The organism is Rohdeia mirabilis (assembly GCA_007750655.1).
Taxonomy (GTDB): Bacteria; Planctomycetota; UBA1135; order UBA1135.
Genome location: CP036290.1, coordinates 976,843 through 998,886 on the forward strand (window position 1 = coordinate 976,843; position 22,044 = coordinate 998,886).

At 71.0% G+C, this 22,044-nt stretch carries 18 protein-coding genes; 10 read left to right on the forward strand and 8 right to left on the reverse strand.

Features of this window, described 5'->3' with window-relative positions; all coding sequences use genetic code 11:
* The first annotated feature begins 3 nt into the window (after positions 1-3).
* From Pla163_RS03585 to Pla163_RS03625, 9 genes are all read left to right on the forward strand, one after another.
* The gene (locus tag Pla163_RS03585) at positions 4-1,620 is read left to right on the forward strand and encodes a bifunctional metallophosphatase/5'-nucleotidase (RefSeq protein ID WP_145183687.1); all 1,617 of its coding nucleotides are present in this window, start codon (positions 4-6) and stop codon (positions 1,618-1,620) included.
* Between the two features lie 17 nt (positions 1,621-1,637).
* Positions 1,638-3,233: a hypothetical protein gene (locus tag Pla163_RS03590; protein ID WP_145183690.1), complete on the forward strand. Its 1,596-nt coding sequence runs from the start codon at positions 1,638-1,640 to the stop codon at positions 3,231-3,233.
* 20 nt (positions 3,234-3,253) lie between these two features.
* On the forward strand, positions 3,254-4,021 hold the full coding sequence (locus tag Pla163_RS03595; protein ID WP_145183693.1) for an NAD(P)H-hydrate epimerase: 768 nt from the start codon (positions 3,254-3,256) through the stop codon (positions 4,019-4,021).
* A 10-nt stretch (positions 4,022-4,031) separates the two neighbouring features.
* Positions 4,032-5,033: an ADP-glyceromanno-heptose 6-epimerase gene (gene rfaD / locus Pla163_RS03600; RefSeq protein ID WP_145183696.1), complete on the forward strand. Its 1,002-nt coding sequence runs from the start codon at positions 4,032-4,034 to the stop codon at positions 5,031-5,033.
* 409 nt (positions 5,034-5,442) lie between these two features.
* Entirely contained in the window at positions 5,443-6,276 is an 834-nt protein-coding gene (locus Pla163_RS03605) for an enoyl-CoA hydratase/isomerase family protein (protein WP_145183699.1), read from the forward strand.
* A gap of 4 nt (positions 6,277-6,280) precedes the next feature.
* The gene (locus tag Pla163_RS03610; protein ID WP_145183702.1) at positions 6,281-7,333 is read left to right on the forward strand and encodes a zinc-binding dehydrogenase; all 1,053 of its coding nucleotides are present in this window, start codon (positions 6,281-6,283) and stop codon (positions 7,331-7,333) included.
* A 100-nt stretch (positions 7,334-7,433) separates the two neighbouring features.
* Positions 7,434-8,297: a 3-hydroxyacyl-CoA dehydrogenase family protein gene (locus Pla163_RS03615; protein ID WP_419186283.1), complete on the forward strand. Its 864-nt coding sequence runs from the start codon at positions 7,434-7,436 to the stop codon at positions 8,295-8,297.
* Positions 8,298-8,445: 148 nt separating this feature from the next.
* The gene (locus tag Pla163_RS03620; RefSeq protein WP_145183705.1) at positions 8,446-9,213 is read left to right on the forward strand and encodes a hypothetical protein; all 768 of its coding nucleotides are present in this window, start codon (positions 8,446-8,448) and stop codon (positions 9,211-9,213) included.
* Positions 9,210-9,950, forward strand: coding sequence for a hypothetical protein (locus Pla163_RS03625; protein ID WP_145183708.1), 741 nt, complete (start codon positions 9,210-9,212; stop codon positions 9,948-9,950). The genes Pla163_RS03620 and Pla163_RS03625 overlap by 4 nt, the downstream gene beginning before the upstream one ends.
* 58 nt (positions 9,951-10,008) lie before the next feature.
* On the opposite strand, the gene Pla163_RS03630 is transcribed toward Pla163_RS03625, so the two are convergent.
* The 8 genes from Pla163_RS03630 to Pla163_RS03665 all read right to left on the reverse strand — a co-directional run bounded on the left by Pla163_RS03630 (position 10,009) and on the right by Pla163_RS03665 (position 20,269).
* Positions 10,009-11,373 (reverse strand): (Fe-S)-binding protein, encoded by a 1,365-nt coding sequence (locus tag Pla163_RS03630; protein ID WP_145183711.1) that lies wholly within the window; start codon positions 11,371-11,373, stop codon positions 10,009-10,011.
* Positions 11,370-12,611, reverse strand: coding sequence for an FAD-binding oxidoreductase (locus tag Pla163_RS03635; protein WP_145183714.1), 1,242 nt, complete (start codon positions 12,609-12,611; stop codon positions 11,370-11,372). Before Pla163_RS03635 ends, Pla163_RS03630 begins: the two co-directional genes overlap by 4 nt.
* A gap of 8 nt (positions 12,612-12,619) precedes the next feature.
* A complete protein-coding gene (locus Pla163_RS03640) occupies positions 12,620-14,077 on the reverse strand; it encodes an FAD-binding oxidoreductase (protein WP_145183717.1) in 1,458 nt (485 codons plus the stop codon).
* Between the two features lie 64 nt (positions 14,078-14,141).
* The gene (locus Pla163_RS03645; RefSeq protein ID WP_145183720.1) at positions 14,142-15,593 is read right to left on the reverse strand and encodes an ABC transporter permease; all 1,452 of its coding nucleotides are present in this window, start codon (positions 15,591-15,593) and stop codon (positions 14,142-14,144) included.
* Entirely contained in the window at positions 15,590-16,579 is a 990-nt protein-coding gene (locus Pla163_RS03650; RefSeq protein ID WP_145183723.1) for an ABC transporter ATP-binding protein, read from the reverse strand. The genes Pla163_RS03645 and Pla163_RS03650 overlap by 4 nt, the downstream gene beginning before the upstream one ends.
* A complete protein-coding gene (locus Pla163_RS03655) occupies positions 16,576-17,526 on the reverse strand; it encodes an ROK family protein (RefSeq protein ID WP_145183726.1) in 951 nt (316 codons plus the stop codon). Before Pla163_RS03655 ends, Pla163_RS03650 begins: the two co-directional genes overlap by 4 nt.
* Positions 17,527-17,596: 70 nt before the next feature.
* Positions 17,597-19,069, reverse strand: coding sequence for a glycogen synthase (locus Pla163_RS03660; RefSeq protein WP_419186284.1), 1,473 nt, complete (start codon positions 19,067-19,069; stop codon positions 17,597-17,599).
* A gap of 312 nt (positions 19,070-19,381) precedes the next feature.
* A complete protein-coding gene (locus Pla163_RS03665; RefSeq protein WP_419186285.1) occupies positions 19,382-20,269 on the reverse strand; it encodes a M48 family metallopeptidase in 888 nt (295 codons plus the stop codon).
* A gap of 217 nt (positions 20,270-20,486) precedes the next feature.
* On the opposite strand from Pla163_RS03665, the gene gpmI reads away from it, so the two are divergent.
* A complete protein-coding gene (gpmI, locus tag Pla163_RS03670; protein WP_145183735.1) occupies positions 20,487-22,037 on the forward strand; it encodes a 2,3-bisphosphoglycerate-independent phosphoglycerate mutase in 1,551 nt (516 codons plus the stop codon).
* The last annotated feature ends 7 nt before the right edge of the window (positions 22,038-22,044 follow it).

Genomic DNA, 22,044 nt, shown 5'->3' on the forward strand with positions numbered 1-22,044 from the left:
ACCATGAGCGGCCGCATCACGAACCTGTCGAACCCGAGCGCAGCGCGCCCGGTCACGAACGCCCGGGGCACTCTTCGGCGCCTGGCGTCGATCGCCGCCGTCCTCCTCGTCTGTCTGTGGACCCAGGGGCTGGCGGCGTCGGATGCCGGCGCGTCCGCGAGCGAGGAGCCGATCCACCTGATCCTCCTGCACACGAACGACGTGCACGGACAGACGCTGCCGCGCCGCGCCACGTGGATCGAGGACCGCGAGGTGTGGGTCGGCGGGCTCGAGCGGGCGGCGGCCTACATCGAGAGCGTGCGCCGACGCGCCGACGGCCCGGGCGAGGGCGTGGTGCTGGTGGACGGCGGCGACTGGTTCCAAGGCACGCCCGAGGGCCGCGTGCGCGAGGGGCGGGAGTTCGTGAAGCTCCTGAAGCGGCTCGACTACGACGCCATGGCCCTCGGCAACCACGAGTTCGACCTGGGGATCGAGCCGCTGTTGGCGCTGTTGCTCGAGGCCGAGATGCCCAGCGTCTGCGCGAACCTCTACGAGAGCGGCGAGCGCGTCGGTTGGGTGCGCCCGTACCGGATCGTCGAGCGCTGCGGCCTGCGCATCGCTTTCGTCGGGCTGATCTCGCCGTCGACGCCCGACATCACGCACGTGGAGGCGCGGCGCCTCGACTTCCGGGACCCGATCGCCGAGTTCACGCGCGTCTGCGACGAACTGCCCGACGACATCGACCTCGTGATCCCGCTGACGCACAACGGTCTGTACCTGGATCGCGAACTCGCGGTGGCGCGACCGGATCTGCCGCTCGTCGTGGGAGGGCACAGTCACACCTACCTGCGCGACGGCGTGGTCGTGGGTCCCACGCGCATCGTCCAGGCCGGTGACAAGTGCACGGTCGTCGGTCGCGTGGACCTTCTGATCGACCCGGCCACGAAGCGCGTGCTGTCGAGCACGTCGCGCCTGATCGAACTGGACCGCGATCCCGACCCCGAGTTCGTGGACGCCGAGCTCGCGGCCGGCGTCGCGCGGCTCGTCGAACGCACCGACGCCGCGATGTCGGTCGAGGTCGGGCGCCTGTCCGAGACCCCCGTGCCTCCGACGCCGTTCGCGTCCGGCGGCCTCGGGAGTTGGATCGCCGACTCCATGCGCACCTTCGCGCGCGCCGACGTCGGGCTGCACAACCGCGGCGGGATCCGCAGTTCCCTGGCCAAGGGACCCGTCACGCGCCGTGCGCTGTTCGAGGTCTGCCCGTTCGGGAACACCGTGGTCTCGTTCGAACTCACCGGCGCCGAACTCGAGGCCTGCCTCGAGCAGGCGATCGAGAGTCGCCCCGAGATCCGCATCGAGGTCAGCGGCGTCGAACTGGACGTGCGCATGGTCGACGACGAAGAGCACCCGCTGCGGCTCGTCGCGGTGCGCGTCGGCGGCGAGCCCCTGGACCCGAAGCGCACCTACCGCATGGCGACCAACTCGTTCCTGGCCACCGGCGGAGACCGCGTCTTCCGCTTCGATCGCGAGCTCGACTTGCTCGACTCGGGCGTCCTGATCAACGAACTGCTCGAGCAGCAGTTCGCTGGCACCAAGAGCATCGCCCTGCCGACCGACTCCCGCTTCGCCCGCGTCGACTGAGGCGTTCCGTGATGCACATGATCCGCACCCTCCTCGCCGTACCGTTCCTCTTCCTGCCGCTCGCTGGGCAGGACCAGAACGCCACCGCTCCGCGCACGTCCGAGACCACCGGACCCGCGGTCCAGGACGGCAAGACCTACGACGAACTGCTCGAGGACGTGGCCGACGACGACGCGCGCAAGCGTCGTGTGGCCGTCAGGCGCCTGAGCGAGCTCGGAACGCCGAAGGCCTGGGAGCGCGTGCTCGAGCGCCTCGCCGATCCCGACGCCCAGGTGGCCGACGAGGCCCAGCTGCGCGTCGCCGATCTCACCGACGACGAGCTGTGGGAGGACCTCGTGTTCGGCAAGCTGGGCACCGGGCACAAGGATCCGCTCGTGCGGCGGCGCGTGCTCGAGGCCCTCGGGCGAGCGAACGCGCCGCTCGACGTCAGGACCGTCGTCGGGCTGTTCAAGGAGCGCGATCTCGAGGCGCGGCGCCTGTTGGCGTTCAGCCTGGAACGCTTGGCTGCGGCCGACGGTGCTGGGATCGGACGCATCGACGACGAAGGTCGGACCGAGCTCGTCGAGACCCTCCTGCGCCTCGCGTCGAAGGAGAAGGACGGCGGACTGCGGGCGGCGGCGTTGCTCGCGGCCCAACGGGTCGAAGCGCTCGTCACGCCCGCGGCGCCGCTCTCCCGCGAGCTGGCCGAGGACCTGTTGCGCAAGTCGAAGGACACGCCGGCCATGGTCGGTGCCTTGGCTGCCCTCGGGCGCAGCGCGGACGACGCGGCGCTGGCGCTGTGCGTCGCGGCGATCGGGGACGAGGCGTTGGCGGTCCGCCTGCAGGTGGTGGACTCGCTCTTCTCGGCGCGCAACCGCACAGCGGCGCGTGGGCTCGTGACTGTGCTCGAGTCCGAGCCCGTGCCCGCCGTCGCGCGCCGGGCGGTGAACGCGCTCCAGCGTTTCAGCGGCCTCAAGTTCCGCACCGATCCGCGCCCCTGGCGCGACTGGGCCGAAGCGCTGTCGGAGGACTGGGCGCCCGAGGATCGCAACCTCGAGGGGCGCGGCGACGGCGCGGGCGACGAGTCGACCGTCACCAAGCTCGTCGGCCTTCCGATCCGCTCGGACCGCCTCGCGATCCTGATCGACATGTCGGGTTCGATGTGGCAGTCGCGACCGGACGGCCGCAAGACCAAGGACCTCGTCGACGTGGAGGTGCGGCGCTGTCTCGAAGGCCTGCCGGAGTCCGCGCGTTTCAACCTCGTGCCCTACGCCACCGAACCGGGCCCGTACGCCGACGAACTGGTCGCGGCGAGCCCGAAGAAGGTCGCCAAGGCCCTCGAGTGGTTCGAGGAGAACGAGCAGCGCGGCAAGGGCAACGTGTGGGACGCGATCGAGGTCGCGCTCGCCGATCCGGACGTGGACACGCTCGTGGTGATGACCGACGGCGCGCCCACGGGTGGACCGCACTGGAACCTCGAACTGATGGTCCCGCTGTTGCTCGAGCGCAACCGGTTCCGGCACGTGACCTTCGACGTGCTGCTGACGGAGACGAGCGGCGGGCTCGTGCGCCACTGGGAGGCGCTCAGCGAGGCGACGGGCGGCACGTGCCTCGAAGTCTCGTTCGACGAGTGAGCGGCGCGCCCGTGCACGCCGTGAACAGCACGAACGCCTTCTCGCGTGTTCCCCGCCCGGGCGACCCGATCGCGACGGCCGAACAGATGCGCGCCGTCGACGCGCGCGCGATCGGAGACTTCGGGATCCCCGGCGCGGTTCTCATGGAGAGCGCCGGGCGGGCGTGCGCCGAGCGGCTCGAGCGCCTGGCGGCGAGCGGGCAGTGCGCCCGACGCGCGCTGGTCCTCTGCGGCCCGGGCAACAACGGCGGCGACGGTTTCGTGATCGGACGCACGCTGCGCGCCATCGGTTGGGACGCGGGCGAGCGCTTCTTCGCTGCTCCCGAGCCACGCTCGCGCTTCGGCCCCGATCTCGTGCTCCAGCTGGACCTGGCCGAGCGACTCGGGCGGCCCGCGCGTTCCGTTCTCACGAGCTCCGAGACCGACACCCTGATCGCCGACATCGACGCCACCGCGCGCTCCGGCGGCGTCGTGGTGGACGCGCTCTTCGGGACGGGGCTCGCTCGCCCGCTCACGGGCTCGATCGCACGGACGCTCGACCACCTCGCGCGCGCGGGCGCCCTCGTGTTCGCGGTCGACGTTCCCAGTGGGCTCTGTGCGGACACGGGCCAGGTCCTCGGCACGGCCTGCCCGGCTCGCTGGACGACGACGCTGGCGGCGCTCAAGCCCGGACTCCTCGTGCAGCACGGGCCGCGGCTCGTGGGGGAGCTCGAGATCGCCGAGATCGGCATCCCGCCCGCGCTGCTCGCCGACCTGCCGCGGTTCCAGCCCGGCGACGCGCCTCGCTAGACTCGTCCCCATGATCGTCGTCACGGGTGGTGCGGGTTTCATCGGGTCGAATCTGGTCGCGGCGCTGGCCGAGCGCGGCGAGCACGACATCGCCGTGGTCGACCGCTTCGGGCACGACGAGGGCGGCGTCGCGAAGTGGCGGAACCTCGCGAAGCACGAGCTCGCGAACGCGGTCGATCCAGCGGACCTCCACGAGTTCCTCGAGGCCCACCGCTCCCAGATCCGCGCGATCTTCCACATGGGCGCGATCTCGGCCACGACCGAGACCGACGTGGACCTGATCGTGAGCTCGAACCTGCGGCTGTCGCTCGGACTGTGGGACTGGTGTACGGCGCGCGGCGTGCGGTTCATCTACGCCTCGTCCGCGGCCACCTACGGCGACGGCTCGCAGGGGTTCGAGGACGACGGCAGCTGCGACGCGCTCGCGACGCTGCGTCCGCTCAACGCCTACGGCTGGAGCAAGCACGCGTTCGACCGGCGCGTGGCCCGGATCGTCCAGCAGGGCGGCGCGACCCCGCCCCAGTGGGCCGGCCTCAAGTTCTTCAACGTCTACGGGCCGAACGAGGGGCACAAGGGCTCGATGATGAGCGTCGTCGCGAAGACGCACGCGCGCCTCGCGGCCGGCGAGCGCGCCGTCCTGTTCCGCTCGCACCACCCCGACTACACCGACGGCGGACAGTCGCGCGACTTCGTCTGGGTGGGGGACTGCGTGGCGATGATGCTGTGGTTGCTCGACTCGCCGAAGGTCAATGGCCTCTTCAACTGCGGCTCGGGGAAGGCGCGCAGTTTCAAGGATCTCGCACACGCGGTGTTCTCCGCGCTCGGTCGCGAGCCGCAGATCGACTTCGTCGACACGCCGATCGAGATCCGCGACAAGTACCAGTACTTCACCGAAGCGACGATGGCGCGCGCGGCGGCGGCCGGTTTCGTGCATCCCGCCACGTCGCTCGAGGAGGGAGTCCGCCAGTACGTGCGGGACTTCCTCGAACAGCGCGACGACCCGTACCGGTAGGCCGCGCGCGACCGGCGCCGGACGTCCGCGAAACGGACGGACCGCGGCACTCGCGTCAGGTTCTCGGCGGCGCAGCGGGCGAGCGGCTCGCGTCGGCCCCGCTCGGCGGTTCGACGGAGTGGGCGTCGCGGCGACGAGCCGGCCGAGCCGGCCGAGCACTCGGACACACCGTGCGGGCCCAGCGTTCGGTGCCCCCTCGGCGGCGGCGTCCGCCGCGATCTCGACCGCGACTTCGACCGCGACTTCGACCGCGATCTCGACTGCGAATTCGGCGCGACGATCCGGCGGACCGCGCCGCACGGCCAGGGGCCCGGGGCGGTTCGATGCGCGCCCCTCTCGTCCTCCGCTTCAATGGTGGCATCTGCTAGAACACTCGGCCGGAAGTCCTCTCCAGCCCCGTTCGACGCCCATGCCCACCCTCGCCGACCTCAGTGAACCCGAGTCCTTCGCCCACGGGCGGGTCACCTGGCGCAGCGGCGCCGGCGTGTGCCTGCTGACGCTCACGAACCCGCCGGCGAACGGCTATTCGTACGAGATGATGCGCGACCTCGACGAGGCCGTGCTCCGCGCTCGGATGGACACCGCCGTCGAGGTGATCGTGTTGGCCGGCGCGAGCGAGAAGTTCTTCTGCGCCGGCGCCGACATCGGAATGCTCGATCGGCTCGATCCGGACTTCAAGTACGCCTTCTGCCTGCACGCCAACGAGACGCTGCTGCGCCTCGAGCACACGCCCAAGCTCGTCGTCGCGGCGCTCGGTGGACACTGCGTCGGCGGTGGACTCGAAGTGGCGATGGCTGCCGACCTGCGCTGGGCCCGTGCCGACTCCGGCAAGTGCGGCCTGCCCGAGGTCGCGCTCGGCGTGCTGCCCGGCACGGGCGGTACCCAGCGCCTGTCGCGCATCGTCGGCAAGTCGCGTTCGATCGCGATGATGGCCAGCGGCGAGCTGGTCGGCTACGCGCGCGCCCAGGAGCTCGGCCTGGTCGACGAAGTCATCGCCGCGGACGACGACGCCTCGTTCCTGGACGCCGTGCTCGATCGGATCGGCGCGTTCCTGCGACCCGGTCACTCGTCCACGAGCGTCGGCCTGATCAAGCGTGCGGTGCAGACCGGGTGGGAGCTGCCGCTCGAAGCCGGACTCGCCCTGGAACGCGAGCTCCAGGCTCGTCTGTTCGCCAGCGACGACGCGAAGGAAGGACTCGCCGCCTTCGTCGAGAAGCGTCCGGCCCGTTTCGAGGGGAAGTGACGCGATGAAGGCCCTGCGCATCCACGCCCATGGCGGCCCCGAGGTCCTGCGTTGGGAGGACGTCGACCGCCCGACGCCCGGCCCCGGCCAAGTCCTCGTCCGCGTCCTCGCCGCTTCGATCAACCACCTCGACGTCTGGGTGCGCCGCGGCATGCCCGGCTTCCCCGTGCCGTTCCCGCGCGTCCTCGGCTGCGACGGCACCGGCGAGGTCGTCGAGGTCGGCGCCGGAGTGACCGCCTGGTCACCGGGTCGCAAGGTCGTGCTCGAACCCGGCTACGTCGGCTCGCGCACCGACCCGGAGGAAGCGGCCGAAGCGCGCGTCGGGGGCTTCGACCACCTGCTCGCCGACTACGAGATCCGCGGCGAGCACTCGGACGGCTTCGACGCCCAGTACGTGGTGCTCGACGAGCGCTATCTGTGCCCGCTGCCCGACGGGCTCGATCCGATCCAGGCCGCGGCCGTTCCGCTCGCGTTCCTCACCGCGTGGGGGATGGTCGAGCGCGCCGAGGTGCAGCCCCAGGAGTCGGTCCTCGTGATCGGCGGAGCCAGCGGCGTCGGCTCGGCCGCCATCCAGATCGCGCGCCACATGGGCGCCTACGTGATCGCCACGGCCGGCTCCGAGGCGAAGCGCGAACTGTGCGCGGAACTCGGCGCGGACGAGGTGCTCGACCACGGCGACGCGAACTGGCCCAAACAGGTGAAGGCCGTCACGGAGGGCGCCGGCTGCGACGTGGTGATCGAACACGTGGGTCCGGCCACGTGGACCGGTTCGATGCGCAGCCTCGCGCGTCTCGGTCGCCTCGTCACCTGCGGCGGCACGACCGGTCCCGAGGTGTCGATCACGCTGCCGCACCTGTTCATCAAGAACCAGTCGGTGCTCGGCTCGACGATGGGGCCGGCCAGCGCGCTGCCGACGATCCTCGATCGTGTGGCGCGCGGCATCTATCGCCCCGTGCTCGACCGTGCACTGCCGATGTCCGAGGCCGCCGACGCCCACCGCCTGCTCGAGGACCGCGCCGTCGCCGGCAAGATCGTCCTCGTCCCCGACGCCGACTGACGCGTTCGCACGTCCGATCGGGCGAGCACGTCACTTCCAGACAGCACGCCAACTGCAATCGATCGCGCCGCGAACGACGGCGCCCAGCCACCCGCGCACCATGAACCACATCGACACGATCGACACCGCCATCGTCCTCGGAGCCGGAACCATGGGCGCCGGGATCGCTCAGGTCCTGGCCATGTCCGGGATCGAAGCCCGCCTGGTCGACGTGAACGCGGACGCGCTCGAGCGGGCCCAGGGCCGGATCCGCGCCGCGCTCGACAAGGGCGTCGAGAAGGGCAAGGTCACCCAGGTCGCGCGCGACGAGGCCCTAGGTCTGTTGCACGTGCGCACCGACCTCGCGGAGGCCTGCCACGGCGCCAACGCGCTGATCGAGGCAGTTCCCGAGCGGATGGAGCTGAAGACGAAGCTCCTCGCGCTCGCCGCCGAGCACCTGCCGTCCTCCGCGCTGATCGCTTCGAACACGTCGTCCCTGTCGCTGACCGCGATCGCCGACGCGGTGCCGCACCCCGAGCGCGTCACCGGCATGCATTTCTTCAACCCGGTGCACCTGATGAAGCTGGTCGAGGTGGTGCGCGCCGATCAGAGCTCCGACGCGGCGGTCGAGGCCACCACGGCGCTCGCGATCCGTCTGGGCAAGGACCCGATCGTGGTGAAGGACCGCCCCGGTTTCGCCTCGTCGCGCCTCGGCATCGCCATCGGGATGGAGGCCATCCGCATGGTCGAGGAGGAGGTCGCGAGCCCTGAGGACATCGACAAGGCCATGACCCTGGGCTACGGGTTCCCGATGGGACCGCTGCGGCTGACGGACCTGGTCGGGCTCGACGTGCGCCTCTCGATCGCCCAGTACCTGACGGAAAGGCTGGGTCCGCGCTTCCAGCCGCCGCAGCTGCTCGCGAACATGGTCGCCCGCGGAGAGCTGGGCAAGAAGAGCGGCAAAGGCTTCTACAGCTACGACTGAGTGACGCAGTGGGGGCGGAGGGCGACGCCGAGCGCCCCCGTCACCTCGCCGCCCGCGCCGGCGTCCGCAGCGGCTCCCGCTCCGCGCCGACCTCGATCCGATTCCACCGCCCGCCGGGCCCGCTCGCGGCCCTGAACGCACGACACCGATGAACGAACAGACCGAAGACCGCTGGGACGTCCAACTCGAAGATGCCGCACCCCCGAAGCGCGGCGTGCCGATCTGGGTCTGGGGCTGTGGTGGCGGCTGCCTCTTCATGCTCGTCGCCGCGATCGTCTTCACGATGTGGTTCGGCAACAAGCTGATGAACATGTTCGGTCCCGAGGCGGCCTGGCCCGTGATCGCCGAGGTCATGCCGTACGCCGAGGACGGCGCGACCGAGGAAGAACTCGTCGCGGCGCGCCCGCCGGGCTACCAACCCGTGCTCTTCCCGATCTCCCAGCTGGCGGACATGGTCGGTGCCGAGGGAGAAGACATCTCGGCCGGCGGCGGTGTCTCGCTCGACTCGCTCGTCTTCCTGAGCCCCGGCGAGGACCCGAGCCAACCGGCCGGTACCGGGCTCGCGACGATGATCTTCGTCTTCGACGGGCTCGTCGAGGGCGACCCGCTCGACTGGATCGTCTCGGAGTTCAAACTCGAGGAGAACGACACGGCGACAGCGAGCAGCCGCGGACGCGCCCGCGCGAGTTTCCAGGGCCGCGAGGTGGACACGTTCCACATGCGCGTCGAACCGGATGGCAACAACAAGATGATGCTCCCGGGCGGCGGCGATCCGCAGGGGCTCCTGTTCGTCGACGCGACCGGTGATCGGACGCGCACGGTCGTCATCACCTGCGTCGCCACCGGCGAAGTGGACGCGACGCTCGAAGGTCTCTCCGAGCAGCTCTTCCCCTTCCGCGTCTGGGACGGCAAGTGAGCGCCGACAGCGGCGCACAGGGCTCGGCGGCGGAACCTGTATCCACGGGTCCGCCGGCCCAGCCCGAGCCCGAGGGCCTCTTCACGGCTCTGTTCGTGATCATCGGGCTGGTCGTCGTCGTCGGGGCCGCGATCGCCGTGTTCGGTCTGCGCGTCCAGAACATGGACGTCATGGCGCTGTACGACGACGCGTTCCCGGGCGACGAGCCGATTCCGCTGGGACTCGAACTCGTCGACGGGACCGCGCTCGCCGGCGCACAGCGTTGGATCGTGCTGCGCCGGCCGACCGCGGACGCGAGCGAGGATCCGACGCCCGAGCTCCCGATCCGCGTCGCGCTCGGGCGCATGGGGGACGCCTTGCCCGCGCGGCGACTCTTCGCTCCGGTCGCGGCGAACCTCCCGCGCGATCTCTCCAAGGACCTCGAGAAGTGGGCGAAGGAGCCCTACCGCTTCGAGGCCGTCACGCGCCGCGGAACGGTGGTCTTCGACGGTTTCGAGACCGACTACCTGGTCATGCGCACGTTCGAGGACGACGGCACGTTCTTCGATCGCGTGCGGGTGGACCTGACCGTGGGCAACACAGGTGGCGTGCTCGATGCGGAGTGGGCGCGCGACCACGACGGCGCCGAGGTCGGCGTTCTCGTTCCGCTGCTCGAGCGCATCGAGCTGCCCGCGGCCGATCCCGACGCGGCGCCGGTGCTGCCGGTCATGGGCGGCACCGAGGCGACCGGTTCCTGAGCAGGCGGGTTCCGAAGCAGCCGGTCCGCGGCGACCTTCGACGCGCGCCGCGTCCGGCTCACTCGGTCGTGCGCCCGTCGTAGGCGCGCGCTACCAACTCGGCCACGTGCACGACGCGCACGTCGAGGCCGCGACGCTCGATGCCCGCCTGCCACTGGAGGTGACAGCCGGGGTTCGCGGTCACGAGCGTGCGCGCGCCGCTGCGTTCCAGGGCGTCGAGCTTGGGCTCGAGCACCGCGGCCGAGTCCGCCGGGCGCAGGACCGAGTAGATCCCGGCCGAACCGCAGCAGCCCTCGCTGTTCTCGAGCGGCACGAGCTCGAGACCGGGCAGCGCCGCCAGCACGTCGCGCGGTGGCGTCCGGATCTGTTGGGCGTGGCAGAGGTGGCACGGATCGTCGTAGGCGAACGGACCCTTCCACGCGCCCTCGATCGAGCGCTCGGGCGGCCGACGGCGCAGGCGCGGCGCGGCGAACTCGGTGAAGTCGTACACGCGCGCCGCCAACTCCTCGGCGGCGGCGCGATCGGGATCGTCCGGGTCGAACAAGTGGTGCAGCTCCTTGAGGTGGGCGCTGCACCCGGCGCTGTTGACCACGAGCGGTAGCGGGTCCGAGCCGTCCCGTTCCGTCGCGCGCGCCGCCGCGAGCATGCGGCGGGCGAGCGTGCGCGCTCCGTCGAGGTCGCCGTTGTGGGCGTGCAGACTGCCGCAGCAGGTCACGCCGGCGAGCGGACGCGACTCGTAGCCGAGCCCGGCCAGGCTGCGGCCCGTCGCGCGGTTCACGCGTCCGAACAGAACGGGCATGACGCAGCCCTCGAGCACGTCCACCGCGCCGCGCGCCGCGCCGTCGGCGGGCGTGCTCGGTTCGAGTCGCCGTCGCGCGCGCCCCTTCGGCACGCGCGGGGACGTCGGAACGACGCTGCCCGCGCGCGCGAGCAGCCAGCGCCCGATCCGCTCGACGCCCGTGATCTGGACCGCACGCAGCGCCGCGCCGGCGAGGTCGAGCACCCGACGCCGTGGCAGCACGAACCGGAACCCGATCCATCGCAGCGCGCGCGCCAACGGTGGCCGCGGCATCTGTTCGGTCAGGCCCGAGCGCGCGTGCTCCATCAGCGCACCGAACTCCACGCCCGCCGGACAGGCCGTCTCGCAGTGGCGGCACAACAGGCAGAAGTCCATCTCGTCCGCGTACTCGGCGTCGGGTTCGAGGTCGCCCTCCGCCACGCTGCGCATCAGGTGGATGCGGCCGCGCGGACTCGACGACTCGACGCCGGTCAACTGGTACGTCGGACAGCTCGTGAGGCACAAGCCGCAGTGGATGCATTCGAGCGTCTTCGTGTACTCGACGAGACTCGCGAGGTCGAAACCGCGCGTGCTGCCACCGGTCCTCGGTGCATCGGCCGCGGTGTGGTTCGGGTGCCCGCTCACGACGGTCCGAGCTCCGGGTGCAGTCGCGGCGTCGCCAGCGTGTCGGTCGGATCGAAGGCGCGCCGCAGCCGCTCCATCAGGGCCAGGCCGGCGGGCGGTCCGGCCGCCTCGACGAGTTCGCGGCGCACCTCGGCGTCGAGTCCGCACCAGCGGGACGTTGCACCGGCGGCTCTCAGCGCGCGCGCCAGCGTGTGGGCTCCGGCACGGCCCGGCGTGTGCGCGAATCGGACCCAACCCAGTCCGAGCGCCGGGTGCAGCTCGACCGACAGCTTCGCGTCGCGCACCTCGTTCCGCACGGCGGCGAGCGCGGCACCGAAACGACTCGGCAGCGCGTCGATCTCGAGCTGCGGCCAGCGCCCGCCCAGCCGCCGCGACTCGCGAAGTTCGTCGGCGACGCGTTTCGCGCCCGCGTCGCGCAGCACGTGCACGGGGCCCAGGACGTCGTGCGCGCGCGCCAGCGAGCGTTCCACGACCGCGGCCCGTCCCTCGATGTCGACCGTGAGCCACGGGCGCTCGGGGTCGCCGTCGATGCGCAGGGCGCGCAGACTCGCGTGCAGCGCTGCGGCGAGCGCACGCGCGAGTTCGAGTCCTTCGTCGACCGATGCGAGACGCCGTCGCACGAGGACGCGCTCGTCCGCCGCGGACGCCAGTCGGATCGAGACCTCGAGCACCACGCCCAGCGAACCGTGCGCGCCGACGACCAGCCGTTGCAGGTCGTAGCCGGCCACGTCCTTCACCAACGCGCCGCCGCTGCGCACGACGCGTCCGTCGGTCCGCGCGAGGCGCACACCGAGCACGCGATCGCGCACCGGACCGTGGCGCAGTCGATCGGCACCGCTCGGAGCGGCGGAGACGACGCCACCGAGCGTCGCGCGGTCCTCGTGCGGCACCTCCGGCGAAAAGTGGTGCCCGTGCGCGGCGACGGTCTCGCGCAGGACGCGCAGGCTCGTTCCGGCGCGCGCGGTCAGCACGCCCTCGGCCGGTTCGTAGGCGACGATCCCGGTCAGGCGGCGCGTCGAGAGCGCGAGGTCGACGCGCGTCGGGATCAAGGCGTGGTCGAGCTTGGTGCCGTTCCCGATCGGCAGGACCGCGAGTCCGTCCGCGCGGGCCGCGTCGAGCAGCGCCAACACCTCGGACTCGCTGCGCGGACTCGCGATCGGCACGTTCGGCCCGCCCCAGTGGGAGAGTCGGCCGACGCGGTCGCCGAGCAGTTCGTCGATGCGGGTGGAGAGGGGCATCGCTGGCGTCAGGCCGAAGGGACGACGCGTTCGGTCGTGACCGCGTCCGCGTGGATCTCGCTGCAGCGCCGGATCGGCAGCAGCTTGTCGGGATTCAGGCGGCCGGAGGGATCCCAGGCGCGCCGCACGTCGCGCATCGCGTCCAGGTCGTCCTCGCCGAACAGCGCGCACATGTGGTCGCGCTTCTCGAGCCCGACGCCGTGCTCACCGGTGATCGAACCGCCCGCGGCGACGCAGGCCTCGAGGATGCGCGTGCCGGCCAACAGGACGCGCCGCACTTCGTCGGGATCGCGACGGTCGTAGGAGATGTTCGGGTGCAGGTTGCCGTCGCCGGCGTGGAAGACGTTCGCGAGCTTCAGGTCGAGTTCGCGGCAGATCTCGGTCGCGAGGCGGACCAGTTCGCGCAGCTTGGTCCGCGGAACCACGGCGTCGGCCACGTACAGGTCCGGTGCGACGCGGCCCATGGCGCCGAACGCACCCTTGCGGCCGGCCCACAGGCGTTTGCGCTCGGCTGCGTCGGCGGCGCGGCGCACCTCGAACGCGCCGTTGCGCTCGGCGATCCGCACCAGGTCGGTGGCGATCGCTTCGACCTCCTCGTCGGTGCCCTCGACGTCGCAAAGCACCACGGCGCCCGCGTCCACCGGATAGCCGGCGGCGTAGACCGAGGCCTCGACCGCTTCGATCGTCAGGCGGTCGAGCACCTCGATCGCCGAGGGTTCGAGACGCTGCGCGATCAGGTCGCTGACCGCACCGCAGGCGGCGTCGAGATCGGTGAACAGCGCCAGCAGCGTTTCGACGCGCTCGGGCACGGGCACCAGCTTCACGACCACCTCGGTCACGATGCCGAACGTGCCCTCCGAGCCGCAGAAGTTGCCGACCAGATCGAGTCCGACCGGGTCGTTCGAGTCGCGCACCAGGTCGAGCACCTCGCCGTCCGCGAGCACGACCACGACGCCGAGCAGGTGGCGGGTCGTGTTGCCGTGGCGGAAGCAGTGGGGGCCGCCCGAGTTGTTGGCCACGTTGCCGCCGATCGTGCAGGCCTGCTGGCTCGACGGGTCGGGAGCGTAGAACAGGCCGTGCGCCGCCGCAGCGGTCGTGAGGTCCGCGTTGACGACGCCGGCCTGTACGCGCGCGCGTCGGTCGGCGGGCGCGAGCTCGAGGATCGACCGCATGCGCGCCGTGGAGACGACGACGCCGCCCGCGGCCGGCGTCGCACCGCCGGTGAGGCCCGTGCCCGAACCGCGCGCGGCGATCGGCACTCCGGCGGTGTGCAGCAGAGCCATCACGCGCGCCGTCTCGTCGGTGTCGCGCGGCAGGACGACGAGGTCCGGGGCCTGGGAGAAGAGCGGGAGACCGTCGGCCGCGTAGGTCGAGAGGCGCGCGTGCCCGCTCACGATTCCGCGCGCGCCGACGACCGCCTCGAGCGCTCGCAGCAGGGTCTCGTCGATCGCGGAGGGGGCGGCCATCCGCCCATTGTGGCACCCGGTCGGTGGGTTGCCAGCGGGGGACGGCCGGCCTCCGCGGCGGGAATCAGAAGTCGATGCGGCGCACGCGCCAGATCGCGAGCAGCACCAGGACGGCGCTCGACAGGAGCGACGAGAGGAACGAGAAGATCGGACTGAAGCCCCAGTCGGACTGGCCCCAGACGAAGCGGCGCTGCAGGAAGGTCGCGGGGTCTTCGAGCCCGAAGTCGATCTCGTCCGGCGGCACGATGTCGGTGGGCTCGGTCCACGAGGGCGGCCAGGCCGCCGTCTCGTCGCCAGCGGTTTCGCCGTCCGCTTCGCCGTCCGAACCAGCGGCCTCCGCTTCCTCGGCCTCTTCGCGCCCCCGGCGCATGTCGCGCATCGACGTGGGGACCCAGGCTTCGAGAGATCCGTCCTCGCCGATGCGCAGGAACAGCGGACGCCGCCCACCGGTCTCGATGTCCGTCCCGCGGGCGTCGGGGTAGAGCGCCTCGCTCCCGTCGGGACTGACCACGACGTAGGCGCCGTCCGCCTGCTCGTAGACCTGCAGCATCTGGTTGCGCATGTTCACGCCCCCGACGAGCGTACGGATCTCGCCGTGCAGCGTCTTGCGCACGAGCTCGGTCAACTGGGCCGCGTCGCCGGTCTTCGGTAGCGCGTAGTGCAGGCCTTCGACGACGCCGCGGACGACCGAGACCACGGGGCCGTACTCGTCGGATGCCGCGGTGTCCGTCGCGAGCGTCGGATCGTCGAAGCGCGCGCCGTCGATCGACGAGTCCACGCGCTCGTTGTGTTCGACGAACTCCCAGATGAGCCAGCCACCGTGCACGCCGACACAGCCCCACCACGACAGGACGGTGAGCAACAGGGTCGCGATGCTCGAACGCGTCATCGCGCCCCAGAAGGTCGAGAATGCCGAGAGGATTGCGAACAGGTAGATCAGCATCGGCCCCGACCACAGGAACTCGGGGTTCGTGTAGCCGGACGACACGGCGAAGCCGAGGTACATGCCGAGGACCAGCACCACGGTCAGGAGGCTGACGAAGATCAGCGACGCGAGGTAGCGCGAGACGACGAGCGCGCCGCGGCTGACCGGCTTCGAGAAGAGCGTGTCGGCGGAACCGCGCTCGAGCATGCGCGGCAGGAAGAAGGACGTGGCGACGACGGCGAAGAGTGCGCCGAAACTGCCGCTGATCACGGTGGTGAACAGGTTCTGGATCGCACGCACGATCGTCTCGTTCGTGTTGTCGCCGCCGATCACCCCGAAGGCGAAGCCGAACGTGCCCAGGAACTGCTCGTAGTCGTACTTGAACATCCCGAACAGCACTTCGACGCCGTCCTGGCGGAAGCCGATGACGAACGTCAGCGCCACCATCAACAGGACCAGACCGAGCAGCACCTTGAAGACGGCGTTGTCGATGACCTGCAGGTACGCGTCGCGCACGAGCGCCCGGTAGATCGCGCCGCGCGAGACGTTCGGATCGTCGAAGTCGGTGTTCGTGTGGTCGAGCGCGTTCACGCGGCACCTCCTTGCGTCGCTGCGCCGGACGTGCGCCGGTTCTCGGCCACGACCAGGTCGATGAACGAGGACTCGAGCGACTGGCGTTCGGGGCTCACCGCGCGGATCGAGATCCCCGCACCGCGCAGTGCGTCGATGACGCGATCGGTCTCCTCGGTCCGCATGCGACAGCGCAGGCCGTCGGGGGTCGTCTCGACGCCCGCGACCAGCGGTGTCACGAGCGCCTCGGCGCGGTCGAGGCCGGACTCGAGCTCGAAACGCACGAGTCCCGTGTCGGGCGTCAGGTCGTCGACCGTGCCCTGCTTCAGGATCTGGCCGCGGTCGATGATCACGATGCGATCGCACATCTGCTCGATCTCCATCAGAAGGTGCGAGTTGATGAAGATGGTCACGCCGCGTTCACGCAGGCGCGCGATGATCTCGCGGATCTTCGCGCGACCGACGGGGTCGACGCCGTCGGTCGGTTCGTCGAGGAAGATCAGCCGCGGCTCGTGGATCAGCGCCTGGGCGAGTCCGATGCGCTGCTGCATGCCCTTGCTGTACTCGCGCACCTTGCGGTCGGCGCCCTCGGTCATGTCGACCGCGTCGAGTAGCGCCGGGATGCGTTCCTTCAACCACGACGGCGAGCGCCCGCACAGGCCGCCGAAGAGCTGCATCACCTGACGGCCGGTGAGGTACTGGGGCAAGCGGTGTGCTTCGGGCAGGTAGCCCACGCGCGTGCGCGACGAGGCGCGACCGGCGCGTTCACCGAACAGGAACGCATCGCCCGTCCAGCCGCCGGCGAGACCGAGGAGGATCTTGATCATCGTCGTCTTGCCCGCGCCGTTCGGCCCGAGCAGTCCGAAGACCGATCCCGGTTCGACGGCCAGGCTGACACCGCGTAGCGCTTCGAAGCCCTTTCCGAAGAGTCCCTTGCGGTAGCGCATCCGCAGGTTCTTGACCTCGAGCACGAGGTCGGGCGTGGGGGCTGTGGTCGTGGTCGTCATGGAGTCTCCAACATGGCTGCTCGTGCGGCGCCGATCCAACCCGCTGCCGGACCGAGCACGGCGGGCAGCAGTTCGATCTCGGCCGTGCGCCCACCGTAACTGGCTGCTTCGATGCCGCGGCGCACTCCGGGCAGCAGCACATCGAGCGCGGCGGCGAATCCGCCGCCGAACAGGTAGGTACGCAGGTCGAAGAGATTGATTGCGGCGCCGACGCCGCGGCCGAGGTCCTCACCGATCGCTTCGAGCAGGTCGCGTTCGGGACCGGACGCTGCGCGCGCGCGTTCGGCCAACAGTTCGAGATCGCCCGGTGAAGCGCTGGGCAGACCCGCAGCGAGTGCGAGCCTTTCGGCGGCGGAAGCCGATGCGAAGGTCTCGAGGCAGCCGACGCGTCCGCAGCCACAGACCGGCCCGGTGTCGTGGATCTTCGTGTGCCCGATCTCGCCCGCCATCCCGCGTCCGCGCCACAGCCGGTTGCCGAGCACGACGCCGCCGCCGATGCCGGTCCCGAGCGTGAGCAGGAACAGGTCGTCGCGCTCCGCCCCCGCGCCGAGCCAGGACTCGCCCAGCGCCGCGCTGTTGGCGTCGTTCTCCACGTGGACGTGGGTCGGATCCACACCGAGCACCTCGGCCAGCGCCGCGCGCAACGGGCGTCCGTCGAGCCACGGCAGGTTCGGCGAGCGCTCGACGCCACCGTGGTCGTCGTCGAGAAGTCCGGGAACACCGAGGCCGACGCCGGTCGCCAGGTCGCTCGGCCGTTTCGCGCCGCGCTGCGTGCACATCTCGTCCGCCAGTTCGCGGACGATCCCGACCAGCTCGTCGAACGTCGTCGGACGGCGCGCGCTGCGCAGGTGGGGGACGAGGATCTCTCCGTCCGCGGCGACCAGTCCGGCTTTCACGGCCGAGCCGCCCACGTCGAGGCCGAGGATCACAGGGTGCGGCGTGGTCATCGGTCGCGACGGTCGGGCCGCCGCGTCGTCGAACGGGGTCGGAGGAACGGGCGGAGCGAGGCGCCGACGATCAGCGGCCGCGGATGCGGCGCGTGACGCGACGGTAGGCCTTGATGTACTCGTCGGCCGCGCGCTCCCAGGACAGGTCCTGGGCGAGACAGCGCATCACGAGCGCACGCCACTTGCGCGGCGCGGTGTAGTGCTCGGCGGCGCGCAGGGCGGCTTCGAGCAGGCCCTCGCCTGTGTAGGGCGAGAAGTGGAAGCCGAGGCCCTCTTCGGGATTCTCCAAGGCGTCCGGCACCACGTGTTCGAGCCCGCTGTTCGCGTAGACGATCGGCGTCACGCCGTAGCGCAGGGCGATGCCGAACAGCGGGTTCGACGGCTGGTAGTGCGAGGGGAGGAGCAGCGCGTCGGAACCACCCATCAGGCGGTGCGCGGCGGCGGCGTCGTAGCCCTGCAGGACGCGCATGCGCCCCACGAAGGTGGTCTCCATCGTGCGCAGGCGTTTGGCGACGTCGTCGCCGCCGGCGCCCATCACGACGATCTGCACGTCGCGCTCGAGCAGCGGCCCCATGACCTCGGCCAACAGGTCGAAGCCCGAGTCCGCGTCCCAGCGACCGATGTGGCAGGCGAGCAGCGAGTCCGAATCCACGTCGAGCTGCAACGCCGACTGCAGCGCGATCTTGCAGTCGCTCTTGCCCTTCGGGTCGCTGGCATCGAACTGCGACGGGAGCAGCGGGTCGCGCTTCGGGTTCCAGGCCTGGAAGTCGATGCCGTTGAGGATGCCGATCAGCTCCTTCTTGCGGCGCTCGAACGTCTCCTCGAGACCGTAGCCGCGGTCCTTCTCCTGGATGACCTTGGCGTGGTGCGGCGAGTGCGTGCCGACGACCGTCGCGAACTCGGCGCCGGCCTTGAGGAAGTTGACCTTGCCCGCGAGTTCCACGCCTTCGATGGCGCGGAAGTACTCGTGCGGGATGTCCATCTTCGCCAGGATCTCGCGCTCGAACGTGCCCTGCATCGCGAGGTTGTGGACCGACAGGAACGTGCCCGCGCGGCAGGCCGGGTGGTCGGTCGGCTTCTCGAGGTACTCGAGGCGGTGGATCAGCGGCAGGATCCCGCCCGTCCAGTCCATCGCGTGGATGACGTCGGGCGCGAAGCCGAGGCCCGGGAAGCTGGCCAGCACGGCGCGCGAGAAGCAGGCGTAGCGACGCCAGTTGTCGGTGTAGGGACCGTTCTCGTCGCCGTAGGGGTGCTTGCCCTCGAAGAAGCGCGGGTGGTCGAACAGGTAGACCGGCAGGTCACCGAGTTGGCCGCGGTGGATGCGGAAGGTCTGCGGCTCCTCCGGATCGGGGACCGTGACCGGCGGCAGCTCCTCGAGCTCGCCGAGCGCCTCCGCGTCGAGTTCCACCGTCCACGGAATGAACACACGCGTGTCGCTCCCGGCGGCACGCAGATGCCGTGCCAGGTCCTGGGCGACGCTCGCGAGGTTGGTGCGGCGGACGAGCTGCTGGAGCTCGGGTGTGACGAAGGCGACCTTGACCAAAGCGTCTTGGGCGACAGGTGTTGTGTCGCGGCGAGGGGCGATTCACGCGGCGCTCTCGCGGAGCGACCGAGCGCGGCGGAACCGACCTGGCAGGGACGGATCGACCCGGGGCGCGGATGGTAGGCGACCACCCCGGGGAATCCGCCTGTGGGGAGGCAAAGGGGTCGATGTGGCCCGGATGCGGCACAGATCATGCCAAAAGCGGGACGCGAGGGCCAGCCGGGGCCGCGCGATCGCCCGTCGCCAGGGGTCGGGTGGCGAATGGTGCGGGTCGACCCTGGTCATGGGCCATGGAGGCGGCCCAGCCGGCCTTCAGGAGCCTTCGTAGATCGGCAACACCTCGGGCAGGAGCGCCTTGATGTCGGCGATGCGCGTGCCGTGCGAGGGGTGGGTCGAGAGCCACTCGGGGCCGCCGCCGCCGCCGGTCATCGAGCTCATCCGCTCCCAGAACGCGACGGCTTCGCGCGGGTCGTAGCCGGCCTCGGCCATCAGGAACAGGCCGATGTGGTCGGCCTCGCTCTCCTGGCCGCGTCCCCACGGGCGCGACACGAGCAGGTCGAAGCCGATCACACCCAGTTCGGCGTACTCGGCCCAGTCGGGGCGCACCAGGTTCACGCCCTCGAGCACGCTCTGCTGGACCAGCTGTTGCCCCATGCGCTCGGCTCCGTGGCGCGCGATCGCGTGGGAGAGCTCGTGCCCCATCACCACGGCCAGGCCGGCCTCGTTCTGGGTGATCGGGAGGATGCCGGTGTAGACCGCCATCTTGCCGCCCGGCAGGGCCCAGGCGTTCGGCACGTCGTCGGCCTTCAGGACCCGGACCTCCCAGTCGAAGCCCGGATCGATGTTCATCTTCTTCGCCGCGGCGACCAGGCGGTCCATGACGCGGTTCACCATCTGGACCTGCGGACCGCTCTTGATCTCCTGCTCGCCCTGCAGGATCTCGTCGTAGGCCTCGGCGCCCAAGGGGCTGTCCTGCTCGACGGGGAACGGCACGAACGCCGAGCGCCCCGTGATCGGCACGCTGACGCAGGCGGCGACCAACGCGGCCAGCGGCAGCAGGTAACGGGCCCGTCGCGTCCTGGAAGCCGAGCGGCGCGAGGACGCGGAGGCGTCCGGGTAGACTGCCGCCGGCGCGCCTGTGCGCTCGTCGAGCTGGCTGGCAGCGTTCTGGGATCGAGTCGTCGAGTTCCGTTCGTTCATGGCTGAGCTCCTGTGGCGAGCGCGCAGTATGCCACCCGACCGGCGCCCGCCGGACCCGGGGCTCCGAGGACTCGCGGGTACGGACCGCTCGCGTGCGCCGAGCACGCGCGTCGGTCGCGCTGACCCCGACGGGCGCGCACGCCGTCCGCGCGCGCCGGCATCCCCACTGCGCGAGGTCGGCTCCACCGCTCCCGACCATTCGACTTCAGCCCGTTCCATGACCACGTTCCGCCCCCTGCGCCGCCCGCTCCTGCTCATGGTCCTCGACGGCTGGGGGCACCGCGAGGCCACGGCCCACAACGCGATCTCGCACTCGGCGCCGTTCTTCGCCGATGCGCTCGGGCGCTATCCGCACACGCTGCTCTCGGCCTCCGGGCGCGAGGTCGGACTACCGCTCGGACTGATGGGCAACAGCGAGGTCGGGCACACCAACCTCGGGGCCGGGCGCGTCGTGTACCAGGACATCACGCGCATCGACAAGTCGATCGCGGACGGCGACTTCTTCGAGAACGGTGCGCTGGTCCGCGCGTTCGAGACCGCGCGCACCGACGGCTCGCGCGTGCACCTCGTCGGTCTCGTGAGCGACGGCGGCGTGCACTCGAGCCTCGACCATGTGGAGGCGCTGCTCGATCTGGCGCGCAGGCGCGGGCTGACCGGCGACCAGGTGGCGATCCATGTGATCCTCGACGGTCGCGATACGCCGCCGCGCAGTGCCGCTCCGTACCTCGAACGGATCGAGCGCGCGATCGCGGCCAGCGGCGTCGGGCGCATCGCATCGGTCGTCGGCCGCTACTTCGCGATGGACCGCGACACCAACTGGGAGCGCGTCCAGAAGGCCTACGACCTGTTCGTGGCCGGTCGCGGCGCGCGCGTGGGCACGGCCCTCGACGCGCTCGAGCAGTCCTACGCGGCGGACACCGGCGACGAGTTCGTCGATCCGCACGTGGTCGGCGCACCCGACGCCTGTCGCATCGCGAGCGGAGACCAGGTCGTGTGCTTCAACTTCCGGGCGGACCGCATGCGACAGCTCTGCCAAGCGCTCGGCTTCCGGGACTTCGACGGCTTCCAGCGCTCGCCGCGCGTCGAACCGGTGATCACGACGCTGACGCAGTACCGCGACGACTACCCGTTCGCGATCGCCTACCCGAAGATCGACCTGGTCGGCATCTTCCCCGAGGTGATCAGCGCCGCCGGCCTGAGTCAGGAACGCATCGCCGAGACCGAGAAGTACGCGCACGTCACGTTCTTCTTCTCCGGCGGTCGCGAGCGTGAGTTCGAGGGCGAGAGCCGCACGCTCGTGCCGAGTCCGAAGGTCGCGACCTACGACCTGAAGCCCCAGATGAGCGCCTACGAGGTCAAGGACGCGATCCTGCGTTCGCTCGAGAAGGGCGACACGGACGTCTACGTCATCAACTTCGCCAACGCAGACATGGTCGGGCACACGGGCGACTTCGACGCCGCCTGCATGGCCGTCGCGGCGGTCGACACGTGCCTGTCCGAGATCGTCCCGCGGGTGGTGGCGAAGGGCGGCATCGCCGCGATCACCGCCGACCACGGCAACGCCGAGATGCTGTGGGACGAGGTCAACGACCAGCCCCACACCGCGCACACGACCAACCCGGTGCCGATCGTCCTGTGTGGCGACGGACTGGCCGGCGTCGAGCTGCGGAAGATGGGCATCCTCGCCGACGTGGCGCCGACGCTGCTCGACCTGGCCGGGCTGCCGCTGTCCGAGACGATGGACGGAAGGAGTCTGATCGTGCGCTGAGTTCGGG